Source organism: Cronobacter sp. 153480017-3 (assembly GCF_053627815.1).
Map to the genome: position 1 here is coordinate 320,608 of NZ_JBSEYN010000004.1, position 26,585 is coordinate 347,192.

The following is a 26,585-nucleotide window of genomic DNA, read 5'->3' on the forward strand; positions in this document are numbered from 1 at the left end:
AAAGCGACGTGAACCCTGCGACAAAGACTACGCCAGCGTAGCGCGACGTGTATAATAAGGCGGTATACGCACCTCTTTTCGCATACCAACAGACGTAAAACCACATGGCTCAAGGCACGCTTTATATTGTTTCCGCTCCCAGTGGCGCGGGTAAATCCAGCCTTATTCAGGCTTTTTTGAAGACGCAACCGCTTTATGACTCTCAGGTGTCGGTGTCGCATACCACGCGCAATCCGCGTCCTGGCGAAGTTCATGGCGAGCACTACTATTTCGTTAATCACGACCAGTTTAGGGCGATGATTGCTGAAGACGCGTTTCTTGAACATGCGGAAGTGTTTGGCAACTATTACGGCACGTCACGCGCTGCGATTGAGCAGGTACTGGCAACCGGCGTCGATATTTTCCTGGATATCGACTGGCAGGGCGCGCGGCAGATCCGTGAAAAAATGCCTCAGGCGCGCAGCATTTTTATCCTGCCGCCGTCTAAGGAAGAGCTGAACCGCCGCCTGCGTGGGCGTGGTCAGGATAGCGAAGAGGTGATTGCAAAACGTATGGCGCAGGCCGTGGCGGAAATGAGCCACTATGCGGAGTACGATTACCTTATCGTGAATGACGATTTTGATACCGCGCTGGCTGACTTAAAAATCATCCTGCGCGCCGAACGTCTGCGTATGAGCCGCCAGAAGCAGCGACATGACGCTTTAATCACCAAACTATTGGCAGACTGAGCGTAGTTTCAGTATCATGCCCAGTCATTTCTTCACCTGTGGAGCTTTTTAAATATGGCACGCGTAACTGTTCAGGACGCTGTAGAGAAAATTGGTAACCGTTTTGACCTGGTGCTGGTCGCCGCGCGTCGCGCTCGTCAGATGCAGGTGGGCGGTAAAGATCCGCTGGTACCGGAAGAAAACGATAAAACCACCGTTATTGCGCTGCGTGAAATCGAAGAAGGTCTGATTAACAACCAGATCCTCGACGTGCGTGAGCGCCAGGAGCAGCAGGAGCAGGAAGCCGCAGAACTGCAGGCCGTTACCGCTATCGCTGAAGGCCGTCGTTAATCACTAGTGCGGGTAGCCCTTGTATCTGTTTGAAAGCCTGAATCAACTGATTCAACAATACCTGCCTGCGGACCAGATTAAGCGTCTGCAGCAGGCCTATCTCGTTGCACGTGATGCTCACGAGGGACAGACACGTTCAAGTGGCGAACCTTACATCACTCATCCAGTAGCCGTGGCCTGTATTCTGGCCGAGATGAAGCTCGACTATGAAACGCTCATGGCTGCGCTACTGCATGATGTGATTGAAGATACACCTGCTACCTACCAGGACATGGAACAGCTGTTCGGTAAAAGCGTTGCCGAGCTGGTGGAAGGGGTATCGAAGCTTGATAAGCTGAAATTTCGCGACAAGAAAGAGGCGCAGGCCGAAAACTTTCGCAAAATGATCATGGCAATGGTGCAGGATATCCGCGTCATTCTGATCAAACTCGCTGACCGCACCCATAATATGCGCACGCTGGGCTCTCTGCGCCCGGATAAACGTCGCCGCATCGCCCGTGAAACTCTTGAAATCTACAGCCCGCTCGCTCACCGCCTCGGTATTCATCACCTGAAAACCGAACTGGAAGAGCTGGGATTCGAGGCGCTTTACCCTAACCGTTACCGCGTTATTAAAGAGGTCGTTAAGGCTGCGCGCGGCAACCGTAAAGAGATGATTCAGAAGATCCTTTCTGAAATCGAAGGGCGTTTGCAGGAAGCTGGAATTCCGAGCCGCGTCAGCGGCCGCGAAAAACATCTTTACTCCATCTACTGCAAAATGGTGCTTAAAGAGCAGCGTTTTCACTCGATCATGGATATCTACGCGTTTCGCGTGATCGTGAAAGATGTTGATACCTGCTACCGCGTGCTTGGTCAGATGCATAGCCTCTATAAGCCGCGTCCCGGCCGTATGAAAGATTACATCGCTATCCCCAAGGCGAACGGCTATCAGTCGCTTCATACCTCAATGATTGGTCCGCACGGCGTACCGGTCGAAGTGCAGATCCGCACCGAGGATATGGATCAGATGGCGGAGATGGGGGTTGCGGCGCACTGGGCTTATAAAGAGCACGGCGAGAGCAGCACTACCGCGCAGATCCGCGCCCAGCGCTGGATGCAGAGCCTGCTGGAGCTGCAGCAGAGCGCAGGCAGTTCCTTTGAATTTATCGAGAGCGTTAAATCCGATCTCTTCCCGGATGAGATTTACGTTTTCACGCCGGAAGGGCGCATTGTCGAGTTGCCTGCGGGTGCGACGCCTGTCGATTTCGCCTATGCGGTGCACACCGATATCGGGCACGCCTGCGTCGGCGCACGCGTCGATCGCCAGCCCTATCCGCTGTCTCAGTCACTCTCCAGCGGTCAGACGGTAGAAATTATTACTGCCCCGGGAGCTCGCCCGAACGCCGCCTGGCTCAATTTTGTCGTCAGCTCCAAAGCGCGCGCTAAAATTCGCCAGATGCTGAAAAACCTCAAGCGCGATGACTCGGTGAGCCTTGGTCGCCGTCTGCTGAACCATGCACTGGGCGGCAGTCGCAAGCTTGCAGAAATTCCGCCGGAGCATATCCAGCGTGAGCTTGAGCGTATGAAGCTCGCAACACTTGACGATCTGCTGGCGGAAATCGGTCTCGGCAACGCCATGAGCGTGGTGGTCGCGAAAAACCTGTTGCAGGGTGAAGCCACCGCCAGCAACCAGCCGAACGTGCCCGCATCCGGCCACAGCCATCTGCCAATCAAAGGCGCGGATGGCGTGTTGATTACCTTCGCGAAATGTTGTCGTCCGATTCCAGGCGACCCGATCGTGGCACATGTCAGCCCGGGCAAAGGCCTCGTTATCCATCATGAATCCTGCCGGAACATCCGTGGCTATCAGAAAGAGCCCGAGAAATTTATGGCGGTCGAATGGGATAAAGAGACCGAGCAGGAGTTTATCACCGAGATCAAGGTGGATATGTTTAACCACCAGGGCGCGCTGGCAAACCTGACGGCGGCGATTAACACTGCCGGTTCAAATATTCAGAGCCTGAATACCGAAGAGAAAGATGGCCGCGTGTACAGCGCCTTCATTCGCCTCACGGCGCGCGATCGCGTACATCTGGCGAATATCATGCGTAAAATCCGCGTGATGCCGGACGTGATTAAAGTCACCCGTAACAGAAACTAACTGTATGAATTCTCAGCGTTACGCGCGTATCTGCGAGATGCTGGCCCGGCGTCAGCCCGATCTCACGGTCTGCATGGAGCAGGTGCATAAGCCTCATAATGTCTCGGCAATCATCCGCACCGCAGACGCGGTGGGTGTGCACGAAGTCCACGCCGTCTGGCCTGGCAACCGCATGCGTACCATGGCCTCTTCCGCCGCTGGCAGCAACAGCTGGGTGGAAGTGAAAACCCATCGCAATATTAGCGATGCGGTGAACCACCTGAAAGCGCGAGGCATGCAGATTCTCGCGACTCACCTTTCTGATAAAGCGGTCGATTTTCGTGAAATCGACTATACGCGCCCGACCTGCATCCTGATGGGCCAGGAAAAAACCGGTATTACCGAAGAGGCGCTAAGCCTCGCGGATCAGGACATTATCATTCCGATGACAGGCATGGTGCAGTCGCTGAACGTTTCTGTCGCCTCCGCGCTTATCCTTTATGAAGCGCAACGCCAGCGGCAGAACGCGGGCATGTACCAGCGCGCCAACAGCACTTTGCCTGAAAAAGAACAGCAGCGCCTGCTGTTTGAAGGCGGCTACCCGGTGCTGGCGAAAGTGGCGAAGCGTAAAGGCCTGCCCTATCCTCGCGTGAACGAGCACGGTGAAATCGACGCGCCACAGGACTGGTGGGCCACTATGCAGGCTGCGGAGTAAACGATGCGCGGCCGTTTGCTGGATGCCGTACCGCTAAGCTCACTGACCGGCGTGGGCGCCAGCCAGAGCGCAAAGCTCGCAAAAATCGGCCTGCATACTATTCAGGATCTGCTGCTCCATTTTCCCCTGCGCTACGAAGACCGCACCCATCTTTACCCCATCAGTGATCTTCTGCCTGGCGTATACGCCACGGTGGAAGGCGAAGTGCTGAACTGCAATATCACGTTTGGCGGCCGCCGCATGATGACCTGCCAGATCAGCGACGGCACCGGCATCCTGACGATGCGCTTTTTCAATTTCAACGCCGCGATGAAAAACAGCCTGGCGACGGGCCGCCGCGTGCTGGCCTATGGCGAAGCAAAACGCGGTAAATATGGCGCGGAAATGATTCACCCTGAGTACCGTATTCAGGGTGATGTCAGCACGCCGGAAATGCAGGAAACCCTGACGCCCGTTTATCCAACCACTGAAGGGGTGCGTCAGGCAACGCTGCGTAAGCTGACCGATCAGGCGCTGGAGCTGCTGGAAACGTGCGCCATTACCGAGCTGTTGCCGCCAGAGCTGTCACAGGGGCTAATGAGCCTACCGGAAGCGTTGCGTACGCTGCATCGCCCGCCGCCAGATATGAAGCTCGAAGATTTAGAGAGCGGCCAGCACCCTGCGCAGCGTCGTTTAATTCTGGAAGAGTTGCTGGCCCATAACCTGAGCATGCTGGCGCTTCGCGCCGGCGCACAGCGCTACCACGCACAGCCGCTTGAGGCTCGTGATGCGCTTAAGCAACAGCTGCTCGCCTCGCTGCCGTTCAAACCCACCGGCGCGCAGGCGCGCGTGGTGGCGGAAATCGAGCGCGATATGGCGCTGGATATTCCCATGATGCGGCTGGTTCAGGGCGATGTCGGCTCTGGCAAAACGCTGGTGGCAGCACTTGCCGCGTTGCGCGCGATCGCGAACGGCAAGCAGGTGGCGCTGATGGCGCCCACGGAACTGCTCGCCGAACAACACGCCAACAATTTCCGCAACTGGTTCGCGCCGCTCGGGATTGAAGTGGGCTGGCTGGCGGGCAAGCAGAAAGGAAAAGCGCGCCAGGCGCAGCAGGAAGCCATCGCCAGCGGCCAGGTTTCTATGGTCGTCGGCACACATGCGATTTTCCAGGAACAGGTACAGTTTAATGGCCTGGCGTTGGTCATCATTGATGAACAGCACCGCTTTGGCGTGCATCAGCGTCTGGCGCTCTGGGAAAAAGGACAGCAGCAAGGCTTTCATCCGCATCAGCTGATCATGACCGCCACGCCAATACCCCGCACGCTGGCCATGACGGCGTATGCCGATCTGGATACGTCCGTTATCGATGAACTGCCGCCAGGCCGCACACCCGTCACCACCGTTGCCATTCCTGATACACGTCGCGGCGATATTATTGAGCGCGTACGCAGCGCCTGCCTTGAAGAAGGCCGTCAGGCATACTGGGTATGTACGCTGATTGAAGAGTCGGAGCTGCTGGAAGCGCAGGCCGCGGAAGCGACCTGGGAAGAGCTTAAAACCACGCTGCCTGAACTCAACGTCGGACTGGTGCATGGCCGTATGAAACCTGCCGAAAAACAGGCTGTAATGCAGGCGTTTAAGCAGGGCGAGATGCATCTTCTGGTCGCGACCACCGTTATTGAAGTCGGCGTGGATGTCCCTAACGCCAGCCTGATGATTATCGAAAACCCGGAGCGACTCGGCCTTGCGCAGCTTCATCAGTTGCGCGGACGCGTCGGGCGCGGCGCGGTGGCCTCGCATTGTGTATTGCTCTACAAATCTCCGCTCTCGAAGACAGCGCAGATTCGCCTGCAGGTGCTTCGCGACAGCAACGATGGCTTTGTGATAGCACAAAAAGATCTCGAGATACGCGGGCCTGGAGAACTGCTCGGTACTCGTCAGACGGGCAATGCCGAATTCAAAGTGGCGGATCTGTTACGCGATCAGGCAGTTATTCCTGAAGTGCAGCGAATCGCACGACATATTCATGAGCGTTATCCCGAGCAGGCAGCAGCATTGATCGAGCGCTGGATGCCGGAAACCGAGCGGTATTCTAACGCCTGAAGTGACTTGTACTTTTATCATCGCTAATTTTATCCGTTTTTCGGTTCTATGCTCTGGAATTTTATATGTTTACCCCTTCAGCTTGTTGTCGCTGCCGCCAAGACGGAACCTATTCTTTCTCAATAAAAGCCCTGTGAGCATTCATTGAATGCATAAAATCACTTTTTAATAATTCACATTTAAAATCTTATATAAGTGCATAACCATATATCTATTATATGTATCACTTCATTTATATTATTCTGCAAGCGGGAAAAGAGAGATAAAAATGAGAATTTTGCCTGCCCGCTTTCAGAAAATAAAGATTAAATCCATAACCACGTAACACAACACATTCATTAGTCAAATAATACATCCCCGCTCTGATTTAATGGCAAAGCACAATTAGTCAAGAAACAAAAAGACCGCACTGCCAATAATTCACCTCACTATTAATTGTGCGATATCACTACCCAGAATCAATATTGGCTTTATAGCCTTCCTGCCAGCGCACAAATTTTAATTCAGGATGATATGTGGTCTGAATTTTCAGGCTATTTACAATAAGGGAGTGGTTATTATGAAAAAATATGCATTAGTGCTTGCGCTGAATGCCATTCTCGCAGCGGGAGTGGTTCAGGCTGCAGAAAATGATGTTTCAGCGACGCTTTCTGTATCAGGCACAGTTAAAGATGCGTCCGTGGGTTGTACAATTGAATTTGTTCAGCCGACTGTCGATATGGGAAGCCGTGATATCGATTCTTTGCCATTGCAGGGACATCATGTCGATGGAGCTCAACTCACCGCGATCACAGCAAACTTTATCGGCAACTGCACCAAAGATGGCCAGTTAGCTCCGAACCTCTCATTTACCGGCATCGTTGATGATGCAGAAGGTAATGCACTGGTTAACACTGCAACCGGTTCTACCGCAGCGACAGGATTAGGCGTTGGCATTTACTCTTATGCAGGCAATGTGATTACGCCTAACGGTAGTCCTGTTATAGGTACCGGTAAAGAGAGCACCATGTTTTATATAGGCATGGTGAAACTTAACGGTGCTACCCCGACACCGGGCCAGGTTCAGTCATCATTAACCATGCAGATAGAATCACTGTAAAACGTTATTTTTAAACCATCAGGCCCGGTGATGTTTATTCATCATCGGGTTTGCATTCACTATAAGTATTTTAGGTTTTATAAAATGAGAAAATTGATCCTGACGACAATTCTTGCCGCAAGCTGCTGGTCAGGAATGGGCCATGCTGCCCTGACATTGAGCGCAGATCGTTTGGTTTATAGTGAAAAAGATGGCGATGCATCCATCACTATTCACAGTAATGAAGATCGCGCCTATTTAGTGCAGTCCTGGCTGGATGCCGGCGACAGTACGGTAAAAAAAGATTTGCCCTTTGTGGTGACACCACCGCTGTTTCGCCTGGCGCCCAAAAGCGACAACGTTATTCGTATCGTTTACCTGGGTAATGGTTTGCCAGCCGATCGCGAAAGCCTTTTCTGGCTGGATGTAAAGGGCGTACCTGGATTAACTGATGAAGAGTCGAAAGTACCCAACCGCATGGTACTGGCAATCAATAATCGCATTAAATTTTTCTACCGGCCCGCAGGCCTGCAAGGCGACCCTGGCGATGGCGTAAAAAATGCTCACTGGAGCCACTCAGGTAATAAATTATCTGTTAAAAACTCATCACCTTATTACCTGGTATTAAGCAAAATTATTGCTGATAAAGAATCTATTAAGGTTTCTGTTGTAGATAATAATACAGTGATCCCACCTTTTGGAGAAAAGTCATACACGCTCAAACATACTCCAGCGAGCGGTTCCAGCGTTGAGTGGGATGGTATTAACGATTTTGGCGTGACCTCTCAAACTTATTCTCAGCACCTTGAATAAATGAAAGGGCGCTATGCGTGGTAGCAAAGTAAAGTGGCTCGCCTCGTTTGTCATGTCAGCCATTTTTTGCCGAACGGTGACAGCAGGAGAGTATTTTGATCCTGGTCTGCTGCAGAATATTGATGGGAAAGCCGCATTAAGCGACACAAGCTTATTGAGTCAGGGCTATCAGCCCGCCGGAACGTATCGCGTTCATATCAACGTGAACGAAAAACCGATAATGATGAGCAGCGTGCGGTTTGAGCCGGATAAAAATAAGCAGCTGGTTGCCTGCCTTTCTTTCAAAGCGTACCAAAAGCTTGGGGTGGATATGAGCAAGGTTAGTTCTAAAGCAGAAGACAACGAACTCAAAAACACCTGTGTGCCTATGGAAGAGCAAGTTCCAGGGGCTAAATCGTCTTTCGATTTCTCAAAGCTGCAGCTGGACATTACCCTACCCCAAACAGTACTACGTGATGAAAGCGTTCAGGGAGTTCCTGAAGAAGAGTGGGACGATGGCATTCCGGCGCTTATTAGTAATTATCAGCTATCGGGCCAGCAATACCTTAAAAAAGGCGAGGGTACGGAAGACTCCACCTACGCCAACCTGACAAATGGCGTGAACATTGGCGCGTGGCGTTATCGCAATAACTCGGCGATCAGTAACAGCGAAGGCTGGCAGAGCATCACCAATTACGTTGAAACTGCGATCCATATACTGAAAAGCGAACTGACCGTTGGGGATTCCAGCACACCCGGCGACGTCTTCGACAGCTTGCTGATTCGGGGCGTACAGCTTTCTTCCGATGACGATATGCTGCCTGACCAACTCAATGGGTTTGCGCCCATTATTCGCGGTATCGCCAAAAGCAATGCACGAGTCACGGTACGCGAAAATGGTTACGTAATTTATCAGCGCTCTGTGCCGCCGGGGCCCTTCGTCATCAGCGATCTCGCCTCGGTGTCAGACGGCGGAAAATTAGACGTTGTCGTAACGGAAGCGGATGGTTCGGAGACACATAACACCCTCGCTTATTCCAGTGTGCCGCAGTTATTACGAACCGGACAGATGAAGTACAACCTGTCGGCAGGGCGTTATATGTCCGGTACCAGTTCGTTTGAGCATAAACCTGATGTTATACAAGCGGTCATAAGTCGTGGCTTGCCGCTGAATACGACGCTCTACGGTGGTGCGCAATATCATGACCGCTACCGGGCATTTAGCCTGGGTCTGGGCATGGATATGAAAAGCCTGGGAGGTATCGCAGCCGATCTCACCGAGAGTAAAGGTCGTCGTGGTAATTCACAGGAAGCCGACGGAAAAATGATACGCCTGACGTACCGTAATTACATTCCTGATAGTGATACACAGATTCAGGTAGATAACCGCTATTACACTGGCGATTACCTTTCTTTCAGCGACTGGGCAACAGCAGAAGATTTGTTTGCTGATACGCGCAGGCGTCGGGAATATAATCTGTCGATTAACCAGTCGCTTGATGACACCAATAGCTTCTATACCACGCTGAGTCGTAGCGAAAACATGGATAACTCTGTGTCTCGCATGTGGCAAATCGGCTGGAATGGTTCATTAAAAACGGTGAGCTTTTCGTTAGCTTACAGTATGTCTCGTAGCGAGAGTGAAACCCGTTGGGATAAACAACTGGCGTTAACGCTGTCGATCCCTCTGAGCGAAACCTTCCCGACGACGCAGCCAATGGTCAATTACACGGCAACCTCAGGCCTGGAAAGGGACCTTAATAATCAGTTGGGCATTAACGGAAAAGTTGGCGATAGCCAGGATATGCACTGGAACACCCAACTCTCGTATGCGGCAAAACATGGCGAATCGAGCACAAAATCTGGCTCTGCCGGGTTCGATTACCAGGGCAACTACGGCGATCTAAACGTTACTTACAACGCCGATCAAAATAATTATATTTCCTGGAATGCCTCGGGCAGCGTGGTAGGGCATCGTCATGGCGTGACATTTGGGCGTAACTCCACAGGCAGTATGGCGCTGGTATCTATACCTGGTGTACCAGACGTACCGCTGGAAGGTGGACAGGATTTACATACTGACTCACGTGGCTATGCGCTGGCTACGGATTTACGTTCTTACCACCGCAACAGCCTGAGCGTTGATACGCAAAAGGCAGGTAAAGATATCGATTTCGCCAGTACGTCAACTCAACTTGTACCTACAAAAGACGCCGTTGTATTGGCTGAATTTACCGCTATCCGCGGTCGAAAAGCGGTATTTACGATTAATTATAAAGGTGAAGTTCTGCCCTTTGGCACAAGAGCGCGTATTGAAGGTATGGATAACGCCTATTACGTAGGCGATAAAGGCCAGGTTTATCTCAACGCCGTACCGGATAAAGGCATATTAACTTTTAAATGGGGTGAAGATAAAAGCTGTTCTACTCCCTTTGAGATGCCGGTAAACCAGACGCCAGCATTACCGATTGTTTTACTCACTCTCAACTGTCAGTAAAGATTATGAACATCTATTTTCGACTGGCGAAAAGCGCCGCAATAGCCATGTTAATAAAAGGTCTGATAGCGCCAGTATATGCCAGCGACTGTAACCTGAAACAAAATCCTTCGAATGTGACAATACCTGTTACGGTCCAGTTGCCAGACAACATCACAATGATGCCGGTCGGCAGCGTTATTTATAAAAAAGAAGCGAGTCTGGCCGAACTCAGTGGATCGCACGATATTATTAGCACAGCGTGCAAAGCTGAAATTAGTCAGCTCCTTAATGGAAAGATGCCAGGCCGACAAAATGGGCAAGACACCTATGCCACGGCATTACCAGGCCTGGGTATTCGCATCACGATGATCTATGACAAACCGGGATCCGCACACAGAGAGTGGATATTGCCCTTTTCAGCGCAAACGCGTGACTTAAGTAATAAAACGATTACGTCTGATGATATTAAACTGCGGCTGGAAGCGATAAAAACGGGGACGATAACGTCGGGCGGCATACTCAGTTTTCGTATTCCTTCTCTAATAACGCTTAATGACAACTCTTTTGTCGTCAATCTGGCGATGGCCCTTATTTCACCGAAAGCGCACTGCATGATTCAGGTGGTGAACCCTCAGATTGACTTGCCGCCTGTCAAAATCAGCGAGCTCAAGTCTAATAGCGGAATAACAGCGCAATCGGTCAATGTAAATTTATTGTGTATGAATACACGCAGGGCCAGCATCAATATTGAAGGTTTAACCGATGCGAACAACCCGACCGTATTCAAAAACGTAGCGCCAGATAGTCATGCCGAGAATGTCGGTATTGAAATGTTATTTAATGGCACAGTAATGCGTCCTAATTCACCGTTGGATTTATCATTGCCTAACCAAAACAGTTATCCATTACCGCTTTCTGTTCGTTATGCAAAAACCAGTAACAATCTGACAGGAGGTAAAGTAAAAGCGCAAATCACCTTGCGTATAAACTATCTTTAATTATGCCAATGAATCTATAGCATTTATTTACCAGAAATATGGAAAAGTATTCTTGCGCGTTGTGTGCAGGATTGCTTTTCGCCTATTTCAATCTGAAAATTTTAAAGGATATAAAATTATGAAAAAGTCTGTATTAGGATTAGCCGTTTCTGCACTGTTTATGGTTGGCGCAGCTCAGGCTGAAACTAACCCGAACGATGTTTCCGCGACACTGAGCGTAACCGGTACAGTTGTAGAAAGTGTTTCCGAACTGTGTTCCGTAAACCTTTCTACCAACAGCATTAACCTTGAAAGCGATGTAGCTGACCTGGTCAACCAGGGCGACGCAACGCTGATCAATGCGGCCGGTGTGAAAACCGTTCGTCTGTCTATTAATGGCGGTAGCGAATGCCAGGATCAGGTTGCTCAGGGAAAAATGGCATATAAATTCACCGGTACTGCAGATGACGCTGATGGCACCGTACTGGCCAATGGCAATGTTTCCACTGGCGCAGCGACGGGTGTAGGCATCGGCCTGTTTACGGTTGATCACACGCCAATCAAAATTAACCAGGACACCATGGCTGCAACGTCTAACGTAGGTGGCGACATTCTGGCCATCAATATGGTTAAACTGAATGGTCAGAAAGCCGTTGCGGGTGACGTAGCGGGTTCCTTAACGATTGAAATTGAACGTCTGTGATTTAATTACAGCGCAGTGTAGTTAAGTTTTAAACTATTCTGAAAATATAATAATGCAGGCACCCTTACAGGGGTGCACTGCATTTTTAAGGTTGCACTTAATAAATTCGTTTAATTTTTAGGTCAGCAACTGCAGCATATAAAACAATTATACTGGCTGACAACTGATGGCCGGAAGTGCCTGACTTCCAATGTATAATGTAAGTAATCTGGCAGCAGATTAAGAAAATACACCGCCTTAAAGCATTAAGAGCAAGCGATTTTCCCGGAACGCTCTCTACCTTCTTGTATAAAGACGACACCCCGGGCAAGGCACTCTGAAGCAAGGGTTAAAGATTTCCGACTTACTGCTGAAGATAGTATTTCAGGGGCATTGTTGAGCCATAGATTCTAAGCATCATCTAAGGCGATTCGTCCCGTGGCCGTCTTATTACCAGAATTTAACACCCATACTTAAAAGAACGCGAATAATTTATGCAGACATCCGTATGACTGCAATGTATCGGCGACGTTAGCGTTGATGCCGTACAGCCTTAGAAGCCAGGTAAATACCCTAACATATTTACATGATTAAACATGACTTATTTTCAAAATGTTAAATTCAAAAGTTAAACATGGAGGATCTCACGCCTGACCGGCATTGAATTTCGAATATTTGAATACGTTTACCATCTGTATAAACAACTGTAAGGGAACAACATGAAAAAAAATTTTTTAAAATAACGCTTTCTGCTCTGCTGCTGGCAAGTACAGCTCATGCTATAGCAGAAACACAGGATCAATCCGCAACCCTCGCTGTCACAGGCAAAGTTAGTAATACTTCGGCAGCCTGCCAGGTGACTTTGTCAAAAAACGTTATCACTCTTAACTCAACATCCGGCAGCCTGATTGAACAAGGGCAAAATGCCACCGATCCCGCTCTCATCACCTTTTCAGTTAAGGGTTCGGCTGACTTTACGCAATGCAGTGAAGAAGTTTACAACGGAAAAGTTGCCGTTAAATTTACCGGCAGCTTTGACAATGCTGACGGTAATGTTTTTTCGAATACTGACACAAGTGGAAATGCCGCCTCTGGTGTAGGTATTGGTTTATTTAAGGGTGATAAAACGCCTATTGATGTACGTGAAACTTATACCATTGCGGATAAGACAAATGATTCCACCAACATCATTGGGATACAGTTAGTAAAACTGAAAGGCCAGACGGTTACTTCCGGCTCCGTCACAGGCAATATTACGTTCCAGATAGAGCGTCTTTAATCCATTTTTTACTGAAATACATATTTACCTATTGAGATTCATGTCAAGGAGAAAATCATGAAATTAAATAAAATCACAGGATTAATGATTACTGGCTTGCTCTTCGCAGGCGCGGCTCAGGCAAGTGTTTCGTCTGAGGATGTGCCCGCCTCACTGTTTGTCACCGGAAAACTCTCTTCTGTAAATCAAGGGTGCAGAGTTTCACTTTCTCAGGAGAGTGTTTCTTTTACGGTTGACGCGTCACAACTGGTATCGCAGGGAGATAACGCTACCGCTCCCCAGGCCATTTCCGTTTTTATCAATGGTGCTGATAAAGACGGGGCCTGCGCCGATGCCGTTTCAAACGGTCATATCGCGGTGAAATTTATGGGGCAAGCTGATAATGCTGAAGGCACAACTTTAGCAAATCAATATGCGTCCTCAGGGAACGCAGCCAGCGGTGTGGGCATTGGTTTTTTTGCAGAAGATGACACGCCTCTTGCTATTAATAATGACTTGTTAAAGGTCAGCAAAATCACTTTATCGCATTTAGGTAAAGTCAGCTTCGGCGTCCAGCCGGTTAAGCTGGCTAACCAAAATGTCACCGCTGGCGGTGTTTCAGGCGCAGTCACGGTACAGATCGAACGGCTTTAATTTTTTACCGCCTTTCCAGTGGAAAGGCGGTTTTTCCTGTTCGCCCTAAAACTCACTTCATTTTTTAATGCGTGTCAGCAGTAACGATGCGCAGACATTAACTTTGTTCGTGTCATGAATATCTGTCAGGCAGCACAGACTGATGGCGGTAAATCGCGTCGTGGATACGGATTTCCGTTTTTTTAGACGGGTATGCTCGCCGTTTGCAATCGTTTGCTTTTGTGATGCACTTCGCTAGAATGTCCGCTTTTCCACCGTGGGATTATGTCGATGTCCATTAACACCCCTGAGTCTGAAAACGCGCAATCGGTTGCGCCCGCGCGAAATAGCGAACTCATCTATCGCCTGGAAGACCGGCCGCCGCTGCCGCAAACGCTGTTTGCCGCCTGCCAGCATCTTCTGGCGATGTTCGTTGCGGTGATTACGCCTGCGCTGCTGATTTGTCAGGCTCTGGGGCTGCCCGCGCAGGACACCCAGCACATCATCAGCATGTCGCTGTTTGCCTCCGGTGTGGCATCGATTATCCAGATTAAAGCGTGGGGGCCGGTCGGCTCCGGGCTGCTTTCCATTCAGGGCACCAGCTTTAACTTTGTGGCACCGCTCATTATGGGCGGGACGGCGCTGAAGACCGGCGGCGCGGACGTGCCAACCATGATGGCCGCACTGTTCGGCACTCTGATGCTGGCAAGCTGCACCGAAATGGTCATCTCCCGCGTGCTGCACCTGGCGCGCCGCATTATCACGCCGCTGGTTTCTGGTGTGGTGGTGATGATTATCGGTCTGTCGCTGATTCAGGTCGGGCTGACGTCAATTGGCGGCGGCTATGCTGCGATGAGCGATCACACCTTCGGCGCGCCGAAAAACCTGCTGCTGGCAGGCGCGGTGCTGGCGGTGATCATTCTGCTTAACCGCCAGCGTAACCCGTACCTGCGCGTCGCGTCGCTGGTGATTGCAATGGCGGTGGGTTATCTGCTGGCCTGGGCGATGGACATGCTGCCGCAAAGCGTGGCACCTGCGCAGAGCGCGCTGATCATGATCCCCACCCCGCTGCATTACGGGCTTGGCATCGACTGGAACCTGCTGCTGCCGCTGATGCTGGTCTTTATGATCACGTCGCTTGAAACCATCGGCGATATCACCGCCACCTCTGACGTCTCCGAACAGCCCGTTTCCGGCCCGCTGTATATGAAGCGCCTGAAAGGCGGCGTGCTGGCGAACGGTCTGAACTCGTTTGTCTCCGCCGTGTTCAACACCTTCCCGAACTCCTGCTTCGGACAAAACAACGGCGTTATCCAGTTAACAGGCGTCGCCAGCCGCTATGTCGGCTTTGTGGTGGCGCTGATGCTGATTGTGCTCGGCCTGTTCCCGGCGGTCAGCGGTTTCGTTCAGCATATCCCTGAGCCGGTGCTGGGCGGCGCGACGATTGTGATGTTCGGCACCATTGCGGCGTCCGGCGTGCGTATCGTCTCCCGCGAGCCGTTAAACCGCCGCGCGATCATGATTATCGCGCTGTCGCTGGCGGTGGGCCTCGGCGTTTCTCAGCAGCCGCTGATCCTGCAGTTCGCGCCGGACTGGGTGAAAAACCTGCTCTCCTCCGGCATCGCCGCGGGCGGCATCACCGCCATTGTGCTGAATCTGATTTTCCCGCCGGAAAAACAGACTAACGACTGATCCCCTGCCGATGGCGGCGCCACGCCGCCATCGCTGACACCTCCGTTGACAATCCCCGCCTTGAGCAATTCGCCTGAATAGTGCATAAATCCATCATCGGAAGTTCACAGGATGGAAGACAATGAAATTTCTCGGAAAGCTCATCATTGCGCTGATCGCCGCCGTTCTGCTGATTCTGCTCGTGCTTTACGTGCTGTTGCAGACGCGTTGGGGCGCGGGCTGGCTCACCGGCTGGGTGAACCAGCACAGCGGCTATCACATCACCTTTGATGAAATGGACCACAGCTTTTCCGCGCCTTCGCATCTGGTGCTCAAAAATGTGACGTTCGGGCGCAACGGCCAGCCCGCCACGCTGGTGGCGCAAAAGGTCGATATCGGGCTGAGTAGCCGCCAGGTCACCGAGCCGATGCACGTCGATACCATTTTGCTCTACAAAGGCACGCTGAATTTATCCCCTTCCACCGCGCCGCTGCCGTTTCGTGCCGACCGCCTTCAGCTAAGCGATATGGCGTTTAACAGCCCGAAAACCGGCTGGGATCTCAGCGCGCAGCGCGTTAGCGGCGGTATCAGCCCGTGGCTGCCGGAGGCCGGGAAAATCCTCGGCAGCAAAGCGGACATCGCCCTGAGCGCAGGCTCGCTGACGCTAAATGGCATGCCCGCCAGCAATGTGCTGGTGCAGGGCGAAATTAACAATGACGAAGTGACTATCACCAATCTCGGTGCCGATATCGCCCGCGGCGCGCTTACCGGTAACGCGCGTCGGTTAGCGAACGGCGGCTGGGTGGTGGATAACCTGCGCTTAAGCGATATCCGTCTGCAAACCGCGAAATCGGTAAGCGATCTGCTGCAACCGCTGACGACGCTCCCCTCGCTTGCGCTTGGCCGCGTTGACGTGACCGACGCGCGGCTTGAAGGGCCAAGCTGGGCGGCAACCGATCTGGATATCAGCCTGCGCAATCTGACGCTCGTGAACGGCAGCTGGCAGAGCGATGACGGCAAGGTGTCGATGAACGCCAGCGAGGTGGTTTACGGCTCGCTGCATTTCCTCGACCCTATCGTGAACGCCGATTTGTCAGCGCAGGGCGTGGCGCTGCGACAGTTTAGCTCGCGCTGGGAAGGCGGCATGGTGCGAACCTCCGGCGTCTGGCAGCGGGCAGGTAACGCGCTGACGCTCGACGAGCTGGCCCTGGCGGGGCTTGAATACACGCTGCCTGCCGACTGGAAAAAGCGCTGGCAGGAGAAGCTGCCCGCGTGGCTGCAAACCGTGACGGTGAAAAAGCTCTCCGGCAGCCGCAATCTGATTATCGACATCGATCCTGACTGGCCGTTCCAGCTCACCGCGCTGGACGCGTGGGGCAATAACCTGCAGCTGGCGCGTAACGGCGAATGGGGGATCTGGGGCGGCAACGCCACGCTGAACGCCGCCGCCGCGACGTTTAACCGCGTCGATGTGCGCCGCCCGTCGCTGACGCTGAACGCGAACCCTTCCACCATCGCCATTAGCGAGCTGAGCGCATTTGCGGGCCAGGGCATGTTGCAGGCCACCGCGACGATTTCTCAGTTACCGCAGAGAATGACGACGGTGAGCCTGAATGGTCGCGCGGTGCCGGTCAACGTGTTGCATAACTGGGGATGGCCGCAGGTGCCGCTGGAGGGCGACGGTAATTTACAGCTCACCGCGAGCGGCAGTCTGGCGGCAGACGCGCCGCTGCGCCCGAGCGTTAACGGGCAGTTGCAGGCAACAGGGAAAAGCGGGCAGCAGGTCCAGCAAATTATGCAGAACGGCGTGGTGCCGGGGGCTTGATGGCCCTTATGGTGTAGGGCATGTAGGAAGCGACGGCAGGTGCGCTGCGCTTACCTGCCCTACGTTATCGCCTTAATGTCAGGGATCGTAGGGTGGGTAAGCGCAGCGCACCCACCAAACCCACCAGCACCAGTTCCCGTAGGGCGGGTAAGCGCAGCGCACCCACCAAAATCACCAGCACCAGTTCCCGTAGGGTGGGTAAGCGCAGCGCACCCGCCAAACCCACCAGCATCAACCCTCGTAGGGCGGGTAAGCGCAGCGCACCCGCCGGATCAAAAAACACCCGGCCCTGACGCCTACTCCTCCTCGTTGCCGCCCTCTTCCAGTGGCCCGAAAGGTTTGGCGGGCAACACAATATAAATGCCTTCAAACACCGCGCCGGGCGTCTCGTCGCCTGTGAGTTCCACCTGCAGCTGCACGCGCGCTTTACGCCCGCGCGCCAGACGGTCAAGATCGCCGCTGAGCGACCCTAAATCGGCCACCGCGCCGGGCTTACCGGTAATCGGTCGGCTGTAACGAATATGCGCGTCGGCCAGAATAATCGTCCCGCCCAGGTGCCGCTCGCGCAGCATCAGCCAGATAAGCCCCCAGCCTGTCAGCGTCGCCAGGGAAAACAGACTGCCTGCGAACAGCGTATGGTGCGGATTCTGGTTGCCGGTCTCCGGCATCGTGGTAATAAATTTCTGCCCGGTATATTGCAGGATGCGCACGCCCATCTTTTCGCTGAGCGGAATATGCTGATACCACGCCTGCTGCAACTGCGCGCACCAGTCGGCGCGGTGGAGAATATCATCCAGCGAGGCTATCGGTTTAATCATCAGAAAGTGGCGCAGCGGCGTGGTTTGCGGCGTGGTTATCTCGCCTTCATTCACAAACCCCAGCTTGGCGAAGAATTCCACGGCATCCTCGCGCGCGCTACAGACCACGCGCTTCACGCCTTCCTGGCGCGCGACCGACTCCAGCGTCATCGCCACCAGCGTACCGAGACCTTTCTCCTGCACCGCCGGGTCGACCGCCATAAAGCGGATCGAGCCTTCGTTATCGGCATTGATATAGAGCCGCCCGATGGCGACAGGATTGCCCTCTTCATCCACCACCATCTGATGGTGAGCCATCGCATCGTAGGCGTCCCGCTCTGAGCCTTTCGGCTGATGCAGCGGCTTGCGTAACATCTCCCAGCGGAACTGGTAGTAGCGCTCAAGTTCTTCTTCTGTTTCGGGTACACGAAGGTGATACATAGCGGTACTCTCTCTTGTTGTGCGCGGCCACGATGGCATCTGGTTCATATCTGCAACCAGAACGTCACGGGGCCGTCATTCGTCAGTGAGACCTGCATATCGGCGGCGAAACGTCCTGTTTCGGTGGTCATGCCCGCGGCCCGGCAGCGGCTGACAAAATAGTCGTAAAGGGCTTGCGCCTGCTCTGGCGGCGCACCGCGCGAAAAGCTCGGGCGCAGGCCTTTTTCGGTATCTGCCGGTAACGTAAATTGCGATACCACCAGCACGCTGCCGCCCGCCTGCTGCACGTTCAGGTTCATTTTGCCCTGTTCGTCGCTAAAAATTCGGTAGCCGAGCACGCGCTCGCACAGGCGGTTCGCTTTCTGCTCGTCGTCGTCTTTTTCGACACCTAACAGCACTAAAAGTCCCGGCCCGATCTCACCCGTCACTTCGTCTCCCACGCGCACGCTGGCGTGGGTCACACGTTGAATTAATGCAATCATACTGATTCAGCTTCTTCTCTGGCGGCCTGTCGTAATTTGCGATAATCCCCGAGAGTGACAGTAATTTCCGCGCCAAGCAAGACGATGCACCACGTCCAGTAGACCCAGAGAAAGAGAATAGGGATCACCGCCAGAACGCCATAAATCAGCTGATAAGAAGGGAACATCGTGATGTAAAGGGCAAAACCCTTTTTGCCCAGTTCAAAGAGCAGCGCGGCTACCAGAGAACCAATCAGCGCGTCGCGAGCCGGCACGCGCGTCGTCGGCACCACGCTGTAAAGCAGCCAGAACGACAGCCACGACAGCAGCAGCGGAAAAATACGCAGCACGTCGTCAATCATAGTGTTAAAGCCGCTCGCCCAGCGCAGCGACAACAAATAAGAGCTAATCACCAGGCTCGCGCCCGCGAGCAGCGGGCCGAGCGTCAGGATCATCCAGTAAACGGCAAAGGAGTAGACTTTTGGGCGCTGGCGAGTACTACGCCAGATCGTATTAAGCGCGCTGTCGATGGCGTACATCAACAGCAGCGAGGTAACAATCAACCCCAGCGCGCCAACGGCTGTCATCTTGCTGGAATTAGCGACGAACTGTTCGATATAACGCTGGATGATGTCGCCCGTGGCGGGCATAAAATTGGCGAACACAAAATGGCGCAGCTGAACGCTGACGTCAGAAAACATCGGGAACGCGGCAAACAGCGCAAAAATGACCGCGACAAACGGCACGAGCGAGAGCAACGACACATACGCCAGATTACCGGCAAGCGTCGTCATATGATCCTCATCGATTCGCACCCACAGCAGCTTAAGCCAGGCGAGCAGCGGCCCGGTTCGACGGGCCACTTTTTGATGAACGGATTTTAACATGCGGGATTCGAGAAATAGCTGGGCACAGTTTTACGGTCAGTCACCAGCACGCTGGTAATGCCCACTTTGCGCGCGCCGTCGATATTCGCCTCGTTATCATCGAAAAACACGGCGTCGCGAGCGCTAAAGCCTTCCTGCTCCAGCACTTTCTGGTAGATTTCCGGCTCCGGCTTGCGCATCCCCATCTCCTGCGAAAGATAGATAGCGTCGGCGGCGGCCCGCACTTCCGGATACTGTTCCGGCCAGTATGTCGTATGCAGCCGGTTGGTGTTGGAGAGCACCACCACACGATTCCCCTGCTCGCGCAGTTGCTGCATGATAGTAATCACTTCCGGGCGCAACCCGACAAACACCGCCTGCCAGCCCGCGGAGAACTGCTCAAAGCTCAGCGGCAACGCCATTTCTTCGCATAGCGCCTTCGCGAAATCCTCGTCGCTCAGCTCGCCACGCTCGTGCTGATGAAACGGCTCGCCCACGGAGAAACTCTGGCGCAGATTCGCCAGCGGCACGCGGCTGTAATCACTCCAGACGCCCAGCACGCGGTTAAAGTCGATATCTACAATGACATTACCTAAATCAAAGATATAGAGCATGACTCACTCTCCTTTCGGGCCATGTGAATGTTAACTGTAGCGAGAAAGGCGAACTTTGACTATGTGCTAACGCGCGGGTTTTGCATCGCCCGCGCGCGGCGTAAGAAAATTAGTGGTCGGTGTCGTCGTCGCCAGACGGCAATTCCGCCTGCACCAGCTCAATCTGATGGGCTTTTAAAATCGTGTTCAGCGATGCGCCAGGCTGCCGGTCGGTAAAGAGTGCCGTGGCCTGCGAAAGGTTGCCAATACTGACCGCCGCCGAGGCGTGGTATTTCGTATGATCGGCCGCCAGTAAGATATGCCGCGAGTGGGCCATCATGGTTTTCACCACGTTCGCCTCGTTCACGTCAAACTCCAGCAGCTCGCCGTCACTCTCAATGGCACCGACGCTCGTTATCAGATAATCCGCACGAAATCCTTCTATGAACGCAGAAGCCCCCGGGCCGATAATACCGCCGTTGTGAGGGCGCAGCGTCCCGCCGGGCACCATCACTTCAAACCGACTGTTTTTGTAGAGAATATGCGCCACGCGCAGGCTGTTGGTGATAATGCGCAGATGATTATGATTCAGCAGCGCGCGTGCTATCTGCTCTACCGTCGTGCCGATAGTGATAAACAGCGTGGAGCCGTCCGGCACATAGTCGGCGATCGCCTGAGCTATCGCGATTTTCTCTCCGGTCATGGAGATCTCGCGCTGCTCAAACGCGGTATTCACCACGCTTGACGCCCGCCCCGCGCCGCCGTGATGTCGGGTAATCAGTCCCTGTTCGCTTAGCTTGCGAATATCGCGCCGCACCGTCTGGGTGGAAACATCCAGCAGTTGCGCCAGCTCGTCGATATTCATATATCCCCGCTCGGCGATAAGCCCGATCAGCTGATCGTGGCGCGGATTGCCCGTCACTCCGGTAAGGCTCATGAACGATCCCCTTAAAATCATTACTCGCCGGGCATTTTATACAAAAAGAGACAGAAAAGAGCGGGTTTGATCACAGTCGGGGATCCCGGCGCGCCCGCCAGGGCGGGTGCATTTCAGCGCGGCAACGGCGCTGGCGAAGCGCACCGCCTCCTGCGGCGATTCGCCGCGAGCCAGCATTACCGCCAGCGCGCCGTGAAAAACATCGCCTGCCCCGGTAGTGTCCACCGCCTCGACCGTAAAGCCCGCCTGGCGATGCAGGGTGTCGTCATTTTCAAGCCACAGACAGCCCTCTTTGCCAAGCGTGACATATACATGACCGTTCGTGAGCGTTTTTGTTGTTTTAAGGGCGTCTTGCGGCGCTAACCCCGGCGCCAGGCGCGCCAGCCCCGGCGCGGAGAACGCGGCGTGATCGCTTAAGGCCACCAGCGAACGAATATCCTGTGGCGTCACGTCGCCATCCAGCAGCGTCATCACACCCGCCCGGCGCGCCAGCGTTAACGCGCGCGTCGCGCCTTCATGCCAGCGTACGTCCGCCAGCACGGCGTCGTAACGGCCGAAGTCGATGCCATCGAGCCAGCCCGCGTTGTCAGGCAGGTCGGGGCTCGGATAGTTAACAATCACTCTTTCGCCCGCGGCATCAACAAGAATGGCCGACTGCGACGAGCGCGCACCCGTAATCTGGCGCGCCTGCGAGGTGTTAACGCCCAGCGATTCCAGCTCCGCAAAGAGTTGCGTGCCCGTCGCGTCATCACCGACGCGGCCAATAAAATCCACCTGTGCGCCCAGTCTTGCCGCCGCTACGGCCGCCGTTGCGGCCGGGCCGCCGCCCACTTCGCGGTACTGTTGCGCCACATATTTGCCACCCTCATGCGGCAGGGCTTCCAGCGTATAAATGCGATCCTGTACGGCGATACCCACACACGCGATGCGAACCATAGCTTCCTCTCTGTTTGCGCTCAGGACGGGCCTGCGCCCGTCACGATTCCCGTCAATCAACATAGCGGCATTTTAATTTTCCCGGATCGTAAAAAAGTGATACCTGTCAATTTTTTGACTTTAAATTACAAATACGCTCATAAACAGACAAAAATAATCCACCATGAATGACAAAACTGACATCCCGCTTTTACGCTGACAGGAGCATGTTATGGCGACGATTGGATTTATCGGACTGGGACAGATGGGCGCGCCGATGGCGGCAAACCTGCTGCGCCACGGGCACCGGTTGCAGGTTTGCGACGTAAACGCCACCGCTGTGGAGACGCTGGCGTCAGAGGGCGCGACGGCGTGCGCCACGCCACAGGCTGCCGCCCAGGGCGCGGAATTCGTGATTACCATGCTGCCGAACGGCGATCTGGTGCGCGAGGTGCTGCTTGGCGATAACGGCGTCTGCCAGTCGCTCTCCCGCGAGGCGCTGGTTATCGACATGTCCACCATTCATCCGCTGCAAACCGACAGGCTGATAAGCGATCTCGCCGCGCGTGGTTTCAGCATGATGGATGTGCCGGTGGGCCGTACCTCGGATCATGCGAAATCCGGCACGCTGCTGCTGCTGGCGGGCGGAACGCCGGAGCAGGTGACGCGTGTCGAACCGGTGCTGATGGCGATGGGTTCAGAGCTCATCCGCGCAGGCGGGCCGGGAATGGGCATTCGCGTCAAGCTTATCAATAACTACATGAGCATCGCGCTCAACGCGCTCTCGGCTGAAGCCGCCGTGCTGTGTGAAGCGCTCGGGCTTTCGTTCGACGTGGCGCTGCAGGTAATGAGCGGTACGCCTGCCGGTAAAGGCCACTTCACCACCTCCTGGCCGAACAAAGTGCTCAAAGGCGATCTCTCACCCGCCTTCATGATTGATCTTGCCCATAAAGATTTAGGCATCGCGCTGGACGTGGCGAATCAGCTGCATGTGCCGATGCCGCTTGGTGCTGCCTCGCGGGAAGTCTACAGCCAGGCGCGCGCCAGCGGGCGCGGCCGTCAGGACTGGTCCGCCATTTTAGAACAGGTTCGCGTCAGCGCCGGGCTGACGCCGCGCCAGGCCACGCTTTGACATTCACCCTTAAGGAAAACGTTGATGGAAAAATACACCCTGAAAGAGATTGCCCGCCCGTCTGGCGGATTCGCCATGCTGGCGGTGGATCAGCGCGAAGCGATGCGCCTGATGTTCGCTGCCGCGGGCGCGGCGACGCCGGTCACCGATGCCGTACTGACTGACTTTAAGCTCAACGCCGCGCGCGTTCTTTCGCCCTACGCATCCGCCATTCTGGTGGACCGCCAGTTCTGCTACCCGCAGGTGGTGGAGCAAAAGGCCATCGCAGAGAGCTGCGCCATGATTGTCGCCGCCGACCAGTTTATCCCCGGTAACGGTATCCCCGTCGACAGCGTGACGCTGGATGACGCCGTCGACGCGCAGGCGGTGCGCCAGCAGGGCGGCAAAGCGCTCAAGCTGCTGGTGCTGTGGCGCAGCGATGAAGACTCGCAGCAGCGCCTTGCGATGGTGAAAGCCTTTAACGAGAAATGCCACGCGCAGGGGCTGCTGAGCATCATTGAACCGGTGGTACGCCCGCCGCGCCGCGGCGATAAGTTCGACCGTGAACAGGCGATTATCGCGGCGGCGAAAGAGCTCGGTGATAGCGGAGCCGATCTCTATAAAGTCGAGATGCCGCTTTCCGGACGCGGCGATGCCAGCACGCTGCTTGGCGCGTCGCAGAAACTGAATGACCAGATCAACATGCCGTGGGTGATCCTCTCCTCCGGCGTCGACGAAAAGCTCTTCCCGCGAGCCGTGCGCATCGCGATGAGCGCGGGCGCCAGCGGTTTCCTCGCCGGTCGCGCTGTCTGGTCGACGGTTATCGGGCTGCCGGATACCGACATGATGTTGCGCGACGTGGCGCTGCCGAAGCTACGCCGCTTAGGGGAAATTGTGGACGACATGATGGCTCGCCGCTGAAAGGAGAACAAACAATGAAATGGTTTAACACACTGAGTCACCACCGCTGGCTGGAACAGGAAACCGACCGTATTTTCGCGTTTGGCCGCAACGCCGCCGTACCCACCGGCTTCGGCTGGCTGGGGAACAACGGCCAGGTGAAAGAAGAGATGGGCACGCATCTGTGGATCACCGCCCGTATGCTGCACGTTTACGCCGTCGCCGCGCTGATGGGCCGCCCTGGCGCGTACGCGCTGGTAGAGCATGGCATCAACGCCCTTAACGGCCCGCTGCGTGATAAAAAATATGGCGGCTGGTACGCCTGCGTAAATGACAAGGGTGTGATGGACGCCTCCAAACAGGGCTATCAGCATTTCTTCGTGCTGCTTGGCGCCGCCAGCGCCGTCACCACCGGCCATCCCGCCGCTCGCGCGCTGCTGGATGACGCGATTGCGGTGATCGAGAAGTATTTCTGGAGCGAAGAAGAGCAGATGTGCCTGGAGTCCTGGGATGAAGCCTTCACCGAGACGGAAAACTACCGCGGCGGCAACGCCAACATGCATGCTGTCGAAGCGTTTCTTATCGTCTACGACGTCACTCAGGACAAGAAATGGCTGGATCGCGCGCTGCGCGTCGCCTCGGTCATCATTCACGATGTCGCCCGTAAAGGCGATTACCGCGTCAATGAACACTTCGATACCCGCTGGAACCCCATCCGCGATTACAACAAAGAGAACCCGGCTCACCGGTTCCGCGCTTACGGCGGCACGCCGGGCCACTGGATTGAATGGGGCCGCCTGATGCTGCACCTGCGCGCCGCACTACTGGCGCGCGGCGACGCGGCTCCGGAATGGCTGCTGGAAGACGCCAAAGGCCTGTTTAACGCCACGATCCGCGACGCCTGGGCACCGGACGGCGCAGACGGTTTTGTCTACTCCGTCGGCTGGGACGGCAAACCGATTGTCCGCGAACGCGTGCGCTGGCCGATTGTGGAGGCGATGGGCACCGCCTGGGCGCTCTATAACGTCACGGGCGATCCGCAGTATGAAGCCTGGTATCAGAAATGGTGGGACTACTGCATGAAATACCTGATGGATTACGAAAACGGCTCGTGGTGGCAGGAGCTGGACGAGAACAATCAGGTGACCACCAAAGTCTGGGACGGCAAACAGGATATCTACCATCTGTTGCACTGCCTGGTGATCCCTCGCCTGCCGCTCGCGCCGGGCCTTGCGCTTGCGGTTGCCGCCGGGTTGCTCGACAGCCTCGTGAAATAACGCGCTGACCCCACGCGAGGAGACGGACATGCATAAAAGCGGAACCTCTATAGTGTTAACGGCAGGGGAATGGCAGGCGACTATCGTGACGGTCGGCGCGGGGTTAGCCTCGCTGACGCGGCGGCAGCACCACGTCGTTATCCCGCACGCCCCCGAGGAGATGCCGCTCGCGCATCTGGGTAAAGTGCTGATCCCCTGGCCGAATCGCATCACCGGCGGGCGCTTTACCTTTGAGGGTCAGACGCTGACGCCCGCGATTAACGATCGCGCCGGCAATACGGCCATTCACGGGCTGCTGGCGTGGCACAACTGGGCGATTCGGGAGCAAAGCCCCACGCACGTCGTGCTGAGCGCCTTTTTACCGCCGACCTATGGTTACCCTTTTATGCTGATGGCGGACGTCACTTACCAGCTTGATGAAGCGGCGGGGTTGCGCGTGCGTATTTCAGGCTCAAATGCGGGTGATACCCCGGCGCCTTATGGCGTCGGGATGCACCCCTATCTGACCTGCAATCTGCATGACATCAGCGCCTGCGAGCTCACGCTGCCTGCCGCGCAAATCCTGGAGGTTGACGCCGCGCGGCTTCATCCCGCCGGGGACGAGGGGCTCGACTTTCGCACCCCGCGCCGCATTGCCGATACGCACATTGACCACACCTTCAAAGCGCCGTCTTCCGCGCGCTGGGAGGCGAGGCTGTCGCACCCGACAATGTCCGTCTGGCTACGGGCCGAAGCGCCCTGGATACAGGTTTATTCCGGCGAAAAGCTGGGCCGCGTCGGGCTTGCCGTTGAACCGATGAGCTGTCCGCCCAACGCGTTTAATTCCGGTATTGATGTGGTCAGGCTCGCGCCCGGCGAAACGCACACCCTGAATATGGAAATCGGCGGCGAATAAGCAAAACAACACCGCCTTAC

Annotated in this window: 24 protein-coding genes; 18 read left to right on the forward strand and 6 right to left on the reverse strand. The window is 54.7% G+C overall.

What is annotated here, in order from left to right:
• Positions 1–104: 104 nt before the first annotated feature.
• From gmk to ACUW6V_RS12340, 14 genes are all read left to right on the forward strand, one after another.
• Positions 105–728 carry a guanylate kinase gene (gene gmk, locus ACUW6V_RS12275; RefSeq protein ID WP_004387719.1) on the forward strand — a complete coding sequence of 208 codons (624 nt, stop codon included), beginning with the start codon at positions 105–107 and terminating at the stop codon, positions 726–728.
• Between the two features lie 54 nt (positions 729–782).
• Complete coding sequence (gene rpoZ, locus ACUW6V_RS12280; RefSeq protein WP_000135058.1) at positions 783–1,058, forward strand: DNA-directed RNA polymerase subunit omega; 276 nt, start codon at positions 783–785, stop codon at positions 1,056–1,058.
• A gap of 19 nt (positions 1,059–1,077) precedes the next feature.
• Positions 1,078–3,198: a bifunctional GTP diphosphokinase/guanosine-3',5'-bis pyrophosphate 3'-pyrophosphohydrolase gene (gene spoT, locus ACUW6V_RS12285; protein ID WP_004387718.1), complete on the forward strand. Its 2,121-nt coding sequence runs from the start codon at positions 1,078–1,080 to the stop codon at positions 3,196–3,198.
• A 4-nt stretch (positions 3,199–3,202) separates the two neighbouring features.
• Positions 3,203–3,892 carry a tRNA (guanosine(18)-2'-O)-methyltransferase TrmH gene (gene trmH, locus ACUW6V_RS12290; protein WP_012126234.1) on the forward strand — a complete coding sequence of 230 codons (690 nt, stop codon included), beginning with the start codon at positions 3,203–3,205 and terminating at the stop codon, positions 3,890–3,892.
• Between the two features lie 3 nt (positions 3,893–3,895).
• A complete protein-coding gene (gene recG, locus ACUW6V_RS12295) occupies positions 3,896–5,977 on the forward strand; it encodes an ATP-dependent DNA helicase RecG (protein ID WP_088277372.1) in 2,082 nt (693 codons plus the stop codon).
• 559 nt (positions 5,978–6,536) lie between these two features.
• On the forward strand, positions 6,537–7,076 hold the full coding sequence (locus tag ACUW6V_RS12300; protein WP_454038410.1) for a fimbrial protein: 540 nt from the start codon (positions 6,537–6,539) through the stop codon (positions 7,074–7,076).
• An 84-nt stretch (positions 7,077–7,160) separates the two neighbouring features.
• The gene (locus ACUW6V_RS12305; protein ID WP_029039178.1) at positions 7,161–7,868 is read left to right on the forward strand and encodes a fimbrial biogenesis chaperone; all 708 of its coding nucleotides are present in this window, start codon (positions 7,161–7,163) and stop codon (positions 7,866–7,868) included.
• Between the two features lie 13 nt (positions 7,869–7,881).
• Positions 7,882–10,344, forward strand: coding sequence for a fimbria/pilus outer membrane usher protein (locus ACUW6V_RS12310; RefSeq protein WP_454038411.1), 2,463 nt, complete (start codon positions 7,882–7,884; stop codon positions 10,342–10,344).
• Positions 10,345–10,349: 5 nt separating this feature from the next.
• Positions 10,350–11,324 (forward strand): fimbrial protein, encoded by a 975-nt coding sequence (locus tag ACUW6V_RS12315; protein WP_105601566.1) that lies wholly within the window; start codon positions 10,350–10,352, stop codon positions 11,322–11,324.
• A 118-nt stretch (positions 11,325–11,442) separates the two neighbouring features.
• Positions 11,443–12,006 carry a fimbrial protein gene (locus ACUW6V_RS12320; RefSeq protein WP_105503917.1) on the forward strand — a complete coding sequence of 188 codons (564 nt, stop codon included), beginning with the start codon at positions 11,443–11,445 and terminating at the stop codon, positions 12,004–12,006.
• A gap of 760 nt (positions 12,007–12,766) precedes the next feature.
• Entirely contained in the window at positions 12,767–13,264 is a 498-nt protein-coding gene (locus tag ACUW6V_RS12325; protein WP_265093493.1) for a fimbrial protein, read from the forward strand.
• A 57-nt stretch (positions 13,265–13,321) separates the two neighbouring features.
• The gene (locus ACUW6V_RS12330) at positions 13,322–13,897 is read left to right on the forward strand and encodes a fimbrial protein (protein ID WP_012126226.1); all 576 of its coding nucleotides are present in this window, start codon (positions 13,322–13,324) and stop codon (positions 13,895–13,897) included.
• A gap of 270 nt (positions 13,898–14,167) precedes the next feature.
• Positions 14,168–15,568: a nucleobase:cation symporter-2 family protein gene (locus ACUW6V_RS12335; protein ID WP_454038412.1), complete on the forward strand. Its 1,401-nt coding sequence runs from the start codon at positions 14,168–14,170 to the stop codon at positions 15,566–15,568.
• Between the two features lie 121 nt (positions 15,569–15,689).
• Complete coding sequence (locus ACUW6V_RS12340) at positions 15,690–17,372, forward strand: AsmA family protein (protein ID WP_454038413.1); 1,683 nt, start codon at positions 15,690–15,692, stop codon at positions 17,370–17,372.
• A gap of 296 nt (positions 17,373–17,668) precedes the next feature.
• Here the strand turns inward: ACUW6V_RS12340 and fabY are convergent, their stop codons facing one another.
• The 6 genes from fabY to ACUW6V_RS12370 all read right to left on the reverse strand — a co-directional run bounded on the left by fabY (position 17,669) and on the right by ACUW6V_RS12370 (position 22,403).
• Complete coding sequence (gene fabY, locus ACUW6V_RS12345; protein ID WP_007853129.1) at positions 17,669–18,610, reverse strand: fatty acid biosynthesis protein FabY; 942 nt, start codon at positions 18,608–18,610, stop codon at positions 17,669–17,671.
• A 44-nt stretch (positions 18,611–18,654) separates the two neighbouring features.
• Complete coding sequence (dtd, locus tag ACUW6V_RS12350; protein ID WP_004387705.1) at positions 18,655–19,092, reverse strand: D-aminoacyl-tRNA deacylase; 438 nt, start codon at positions 19,090–19,092, stop codon at positions 18,655–18,657.
• On the reverse strand, positions 19,089–19,958 hold the full coding sequence (locus ACUW6V_RS12355; protein ID WP_012126223.1) for a virulence factor BrkB family protein: 870 nt from the start codon (positions 19,956–19,958) through the stop codon (positions 19,089–19,091). Before ACUW6V_RS12355 ends, dtd begins: the two co-directional genes overlap by 4 nt.
• Positions 19,952–20,551, reverse strand: a complete 600-nt coding sequence (gene yihX / locus ACUW6V_RS12360) for a glucose-1-phosphatase (RefSeq protein ID WP_454038414.1) — start codon at positions 20,549–20,551, stop codon at positions 19,952–19,954. The genes ACUW6V_RS12355 and yihX overlap by 7 nt, the downstream gene beginning before the upstream one ends.
• A 109-nt stretch (positions 20,552–20,660) precedes the next feature.
• Positions 20,661–21,467: a DeoR/GlpR family DNA-binding transcription regulator gene (locus ACUW6V_RS12365; RefSeq protein ID WP_007887565.1), complete on the reverse strand. Its 807-nt coding sequence runs from the start codon at positions 21,465–21,467 to the stop codon at positions 20,661–20,663.
• Positions 21,468–21,503: 36 nt separating this feature from the next.
• Positions 21,504–22,403: a sugar kinase gene (locus tag ACUW6V_RS12370; RefSeq protein ID WP_454038415.1), complete on the reverse strand. Its 900-nt coding sequence runs from the start codon at positions 22,401–22,403 to the stop codon at positions 21,504–21,506.
• A 211-nt stretch (positions 22,404–22,614) separates the two neighbouring features.
• Here ACUW6V_RS12370 and yihU point away from each other — a divergent pair, with 211 nt between their 5' ends.
• Genes yihU through ACUW6V_RS12390 form a run of 4 tightly spaced genes read left to right on the forward strand, consistent with a single transcriptional unit; the run spans position 22,615 to position 26,565 of the window.
• Positions 22,615–23,514: a sulfolactaldehyde 3-reductase gene (gene yihU, locus ACUW6V_RS12375; RefSeq protein WP_097570930.1), complete on the forward strand. Its 900-nt coding sequence runs from the start codon at positions 22,615–22,617 to the stop codon at positions 23,512–23,514.
• Positions 23,515–23,538: 24 nt separating this feature from the next.
• Positions 23,539–24,414, forward strand: coding sequence for a sulfofructosephosphate aldolase (gene yihT / locus ACUW6V_RS12380; protein WP_063265687.1), 876 nt, complete (start codon positions 23,539–23,541; stop codon positions 24,412–24,414).
• A 14-nt stretch (positions 24,415–24,428) separates the two neighbouring features.
• On the forward strand, positions 24,429–25,670 hold the full coding sequence (gene yihS, locus ACUW6V_RS12385; protein ID WP_454038416.1) for a sulfoquinovose isomerase: 1,242 nt from the start codon (positions 24,429–24,431) through the stop codon (positions 25,668–25,670).
• Positions 25,671–25,698: 28 nt separating this feature from the next.
• Complete coding sequence (locus ACUW6V_RS12390) at positions 25,699–26,565, forward strand: aldose-1-epimerase (RefSeq protein ID WP_454038417.1); 867 nt, start codon at positions 25,699–25,701, stop codon at positions 26,563–26,565.
• Positions 26,566–26,585 lie beyond the last annotated feature (20 nt).

Coding starts and splice junctions, on each gene's coding strand:
- gmk (WP_004387719.1), top strand. CDS start 105: ATGGCTCAAGGCACGCTTTATATTGTTTCCGCTCCCAGTGGCGCGGGT.
- rpoZ (WP_000135058.1), top strand. CDS start 783: ATGGCACGCGTAACTGTTCAGGACGCTGTAGAGAAAATTGGTAACCGT.
- trmH (WP_012126234.1), top strand. CDS start 3,203: ATGAATTCTCAGCGTTACGCGCGTATCTGCGAGATGCTGGCCCGGCGT.
- recG (WP_088277372.1), top strand. CDS start 3,896: ATGCGCGGCCGTTTGCTGGATGCCGTACCGCTAAGCTCACTGACCGGC.
- ACUW6V_RS12300 (WP_454038410.1), top strand. CDS start 6,537: ATGAAAAAATATGCATTAGTGCTTGCGCTGAATGCCATTCTCGCAGCG.
- ACUW6V_RS12305 (WP_029039178.1), top strand. CDS start 7,161: ATGAGAAAATTGATCCTGACGACAATTCTTGCCGCAAGCTGCTGGTCA.
- ACUW6V_RS12310 (WP_454038411.1), top strand. CDS start 7,882: ATGCGTGGTAGCAAAGTAAAGTGGCTCGCCTCGTTTGTCATGTCAGCC.
- ACUW6V_RS12315 (WP_105601566.1), top strand. CDS start 10,350: ATGAACATCTATTTTCGACTGGCGAAAAGCGCCGCAATAGCCATGTTA.
- ACUW6V_RS12320 (WP_105503917.1), top strand. CDS start 11,443: ATGAAAAAGTCTGTATTAGGATTAGCCGTTTCTGCACTGTTTATGGTT.
- ACUW6V_RS12330 (WP_012126226.1), top strand. CDS start 13,322: ATGAAATTAAATAAAATCACAGGATTAATGATTACTGGCTTGCTCTTC.
- ACUW6V_RS12335 (WP_454038412.1), top strand. CDS start 14,168: ATGTCCATTAACACCCCTGAGTCTGAAAACGCGCAATCGGTTGCGCCC.
- ACUW6V_RS12340 (WP_454038413.1), top strand. CDS start 15,690: ATGAAATTTCTCGGAAAGCTCATCATTGCGCTGATCGCCGCCGTTCTG.
- fabY (WP_007853129.1), bottom strand. CDS start 18,610: ATGTATCACCTTCGTGTACCCGAAACAGAAGAAGAACTTGAGCGCTAC.
- dtd (WP_004387705.1), bottom strand. CDS start 19,092: ATGATTGCATTAATTCAACGTGTGACCCACGCCAGCGTGCGCGTGGGA.
- ACUW6V_RS12355 (WP_012126223.1), bottom strand. CDS start 19,958: ATGTTAAAATCCGTTCATCAAAAAGTGGCCCGTCGAACCGGGCCGCTG.
- yihX (WP_454038414.1), bottom strand. CDS start 20,551: ATGCTCTATATCTTTGATTTAGGTAATGTCATTGTAGATATCGACTTT.
- ACUW6V_RS12365 (WP_007887565.1), bottom strand. CDS start 21,467: ATGAGCCTTACCGGAGTGACGGGCAATCCGCGCCACGATCAGCTGATC.
- ACUW6V_RS12370 (WP_454038415.1), bottom strand. CDS start 22,403: ATGGTTCGCATCGCGTGTGTGGGTATCGCCGTACAGGATCGCATTTAT.
- yihU (WP_097570930.1), top strand. CDS start 22,615: ATGGCGACGATTGGATTTATCGGACTGGGACAGATGGGCGCGCCGATG.
- yihT (WP_063265687.1), top strand. CDS start 23,539: ATGGAAAAATACACCCTGAAAGAGATTGCCCGCCCGTCTGGCGGATTC.
- yihS (WP_454038416.1), top strand. CDS start 24,429: ATGAAATGGTTTAACACACTGAGTCACCACCGCTGGCTGGAACAGGAA.
- ACUW6V_RS12390 (WP_454038417.1), top strand. CDS start 25,699: ATGCATAAAAGCGGAACCTCTATAGTGTTAACGGCAGGGGAATGGCAG.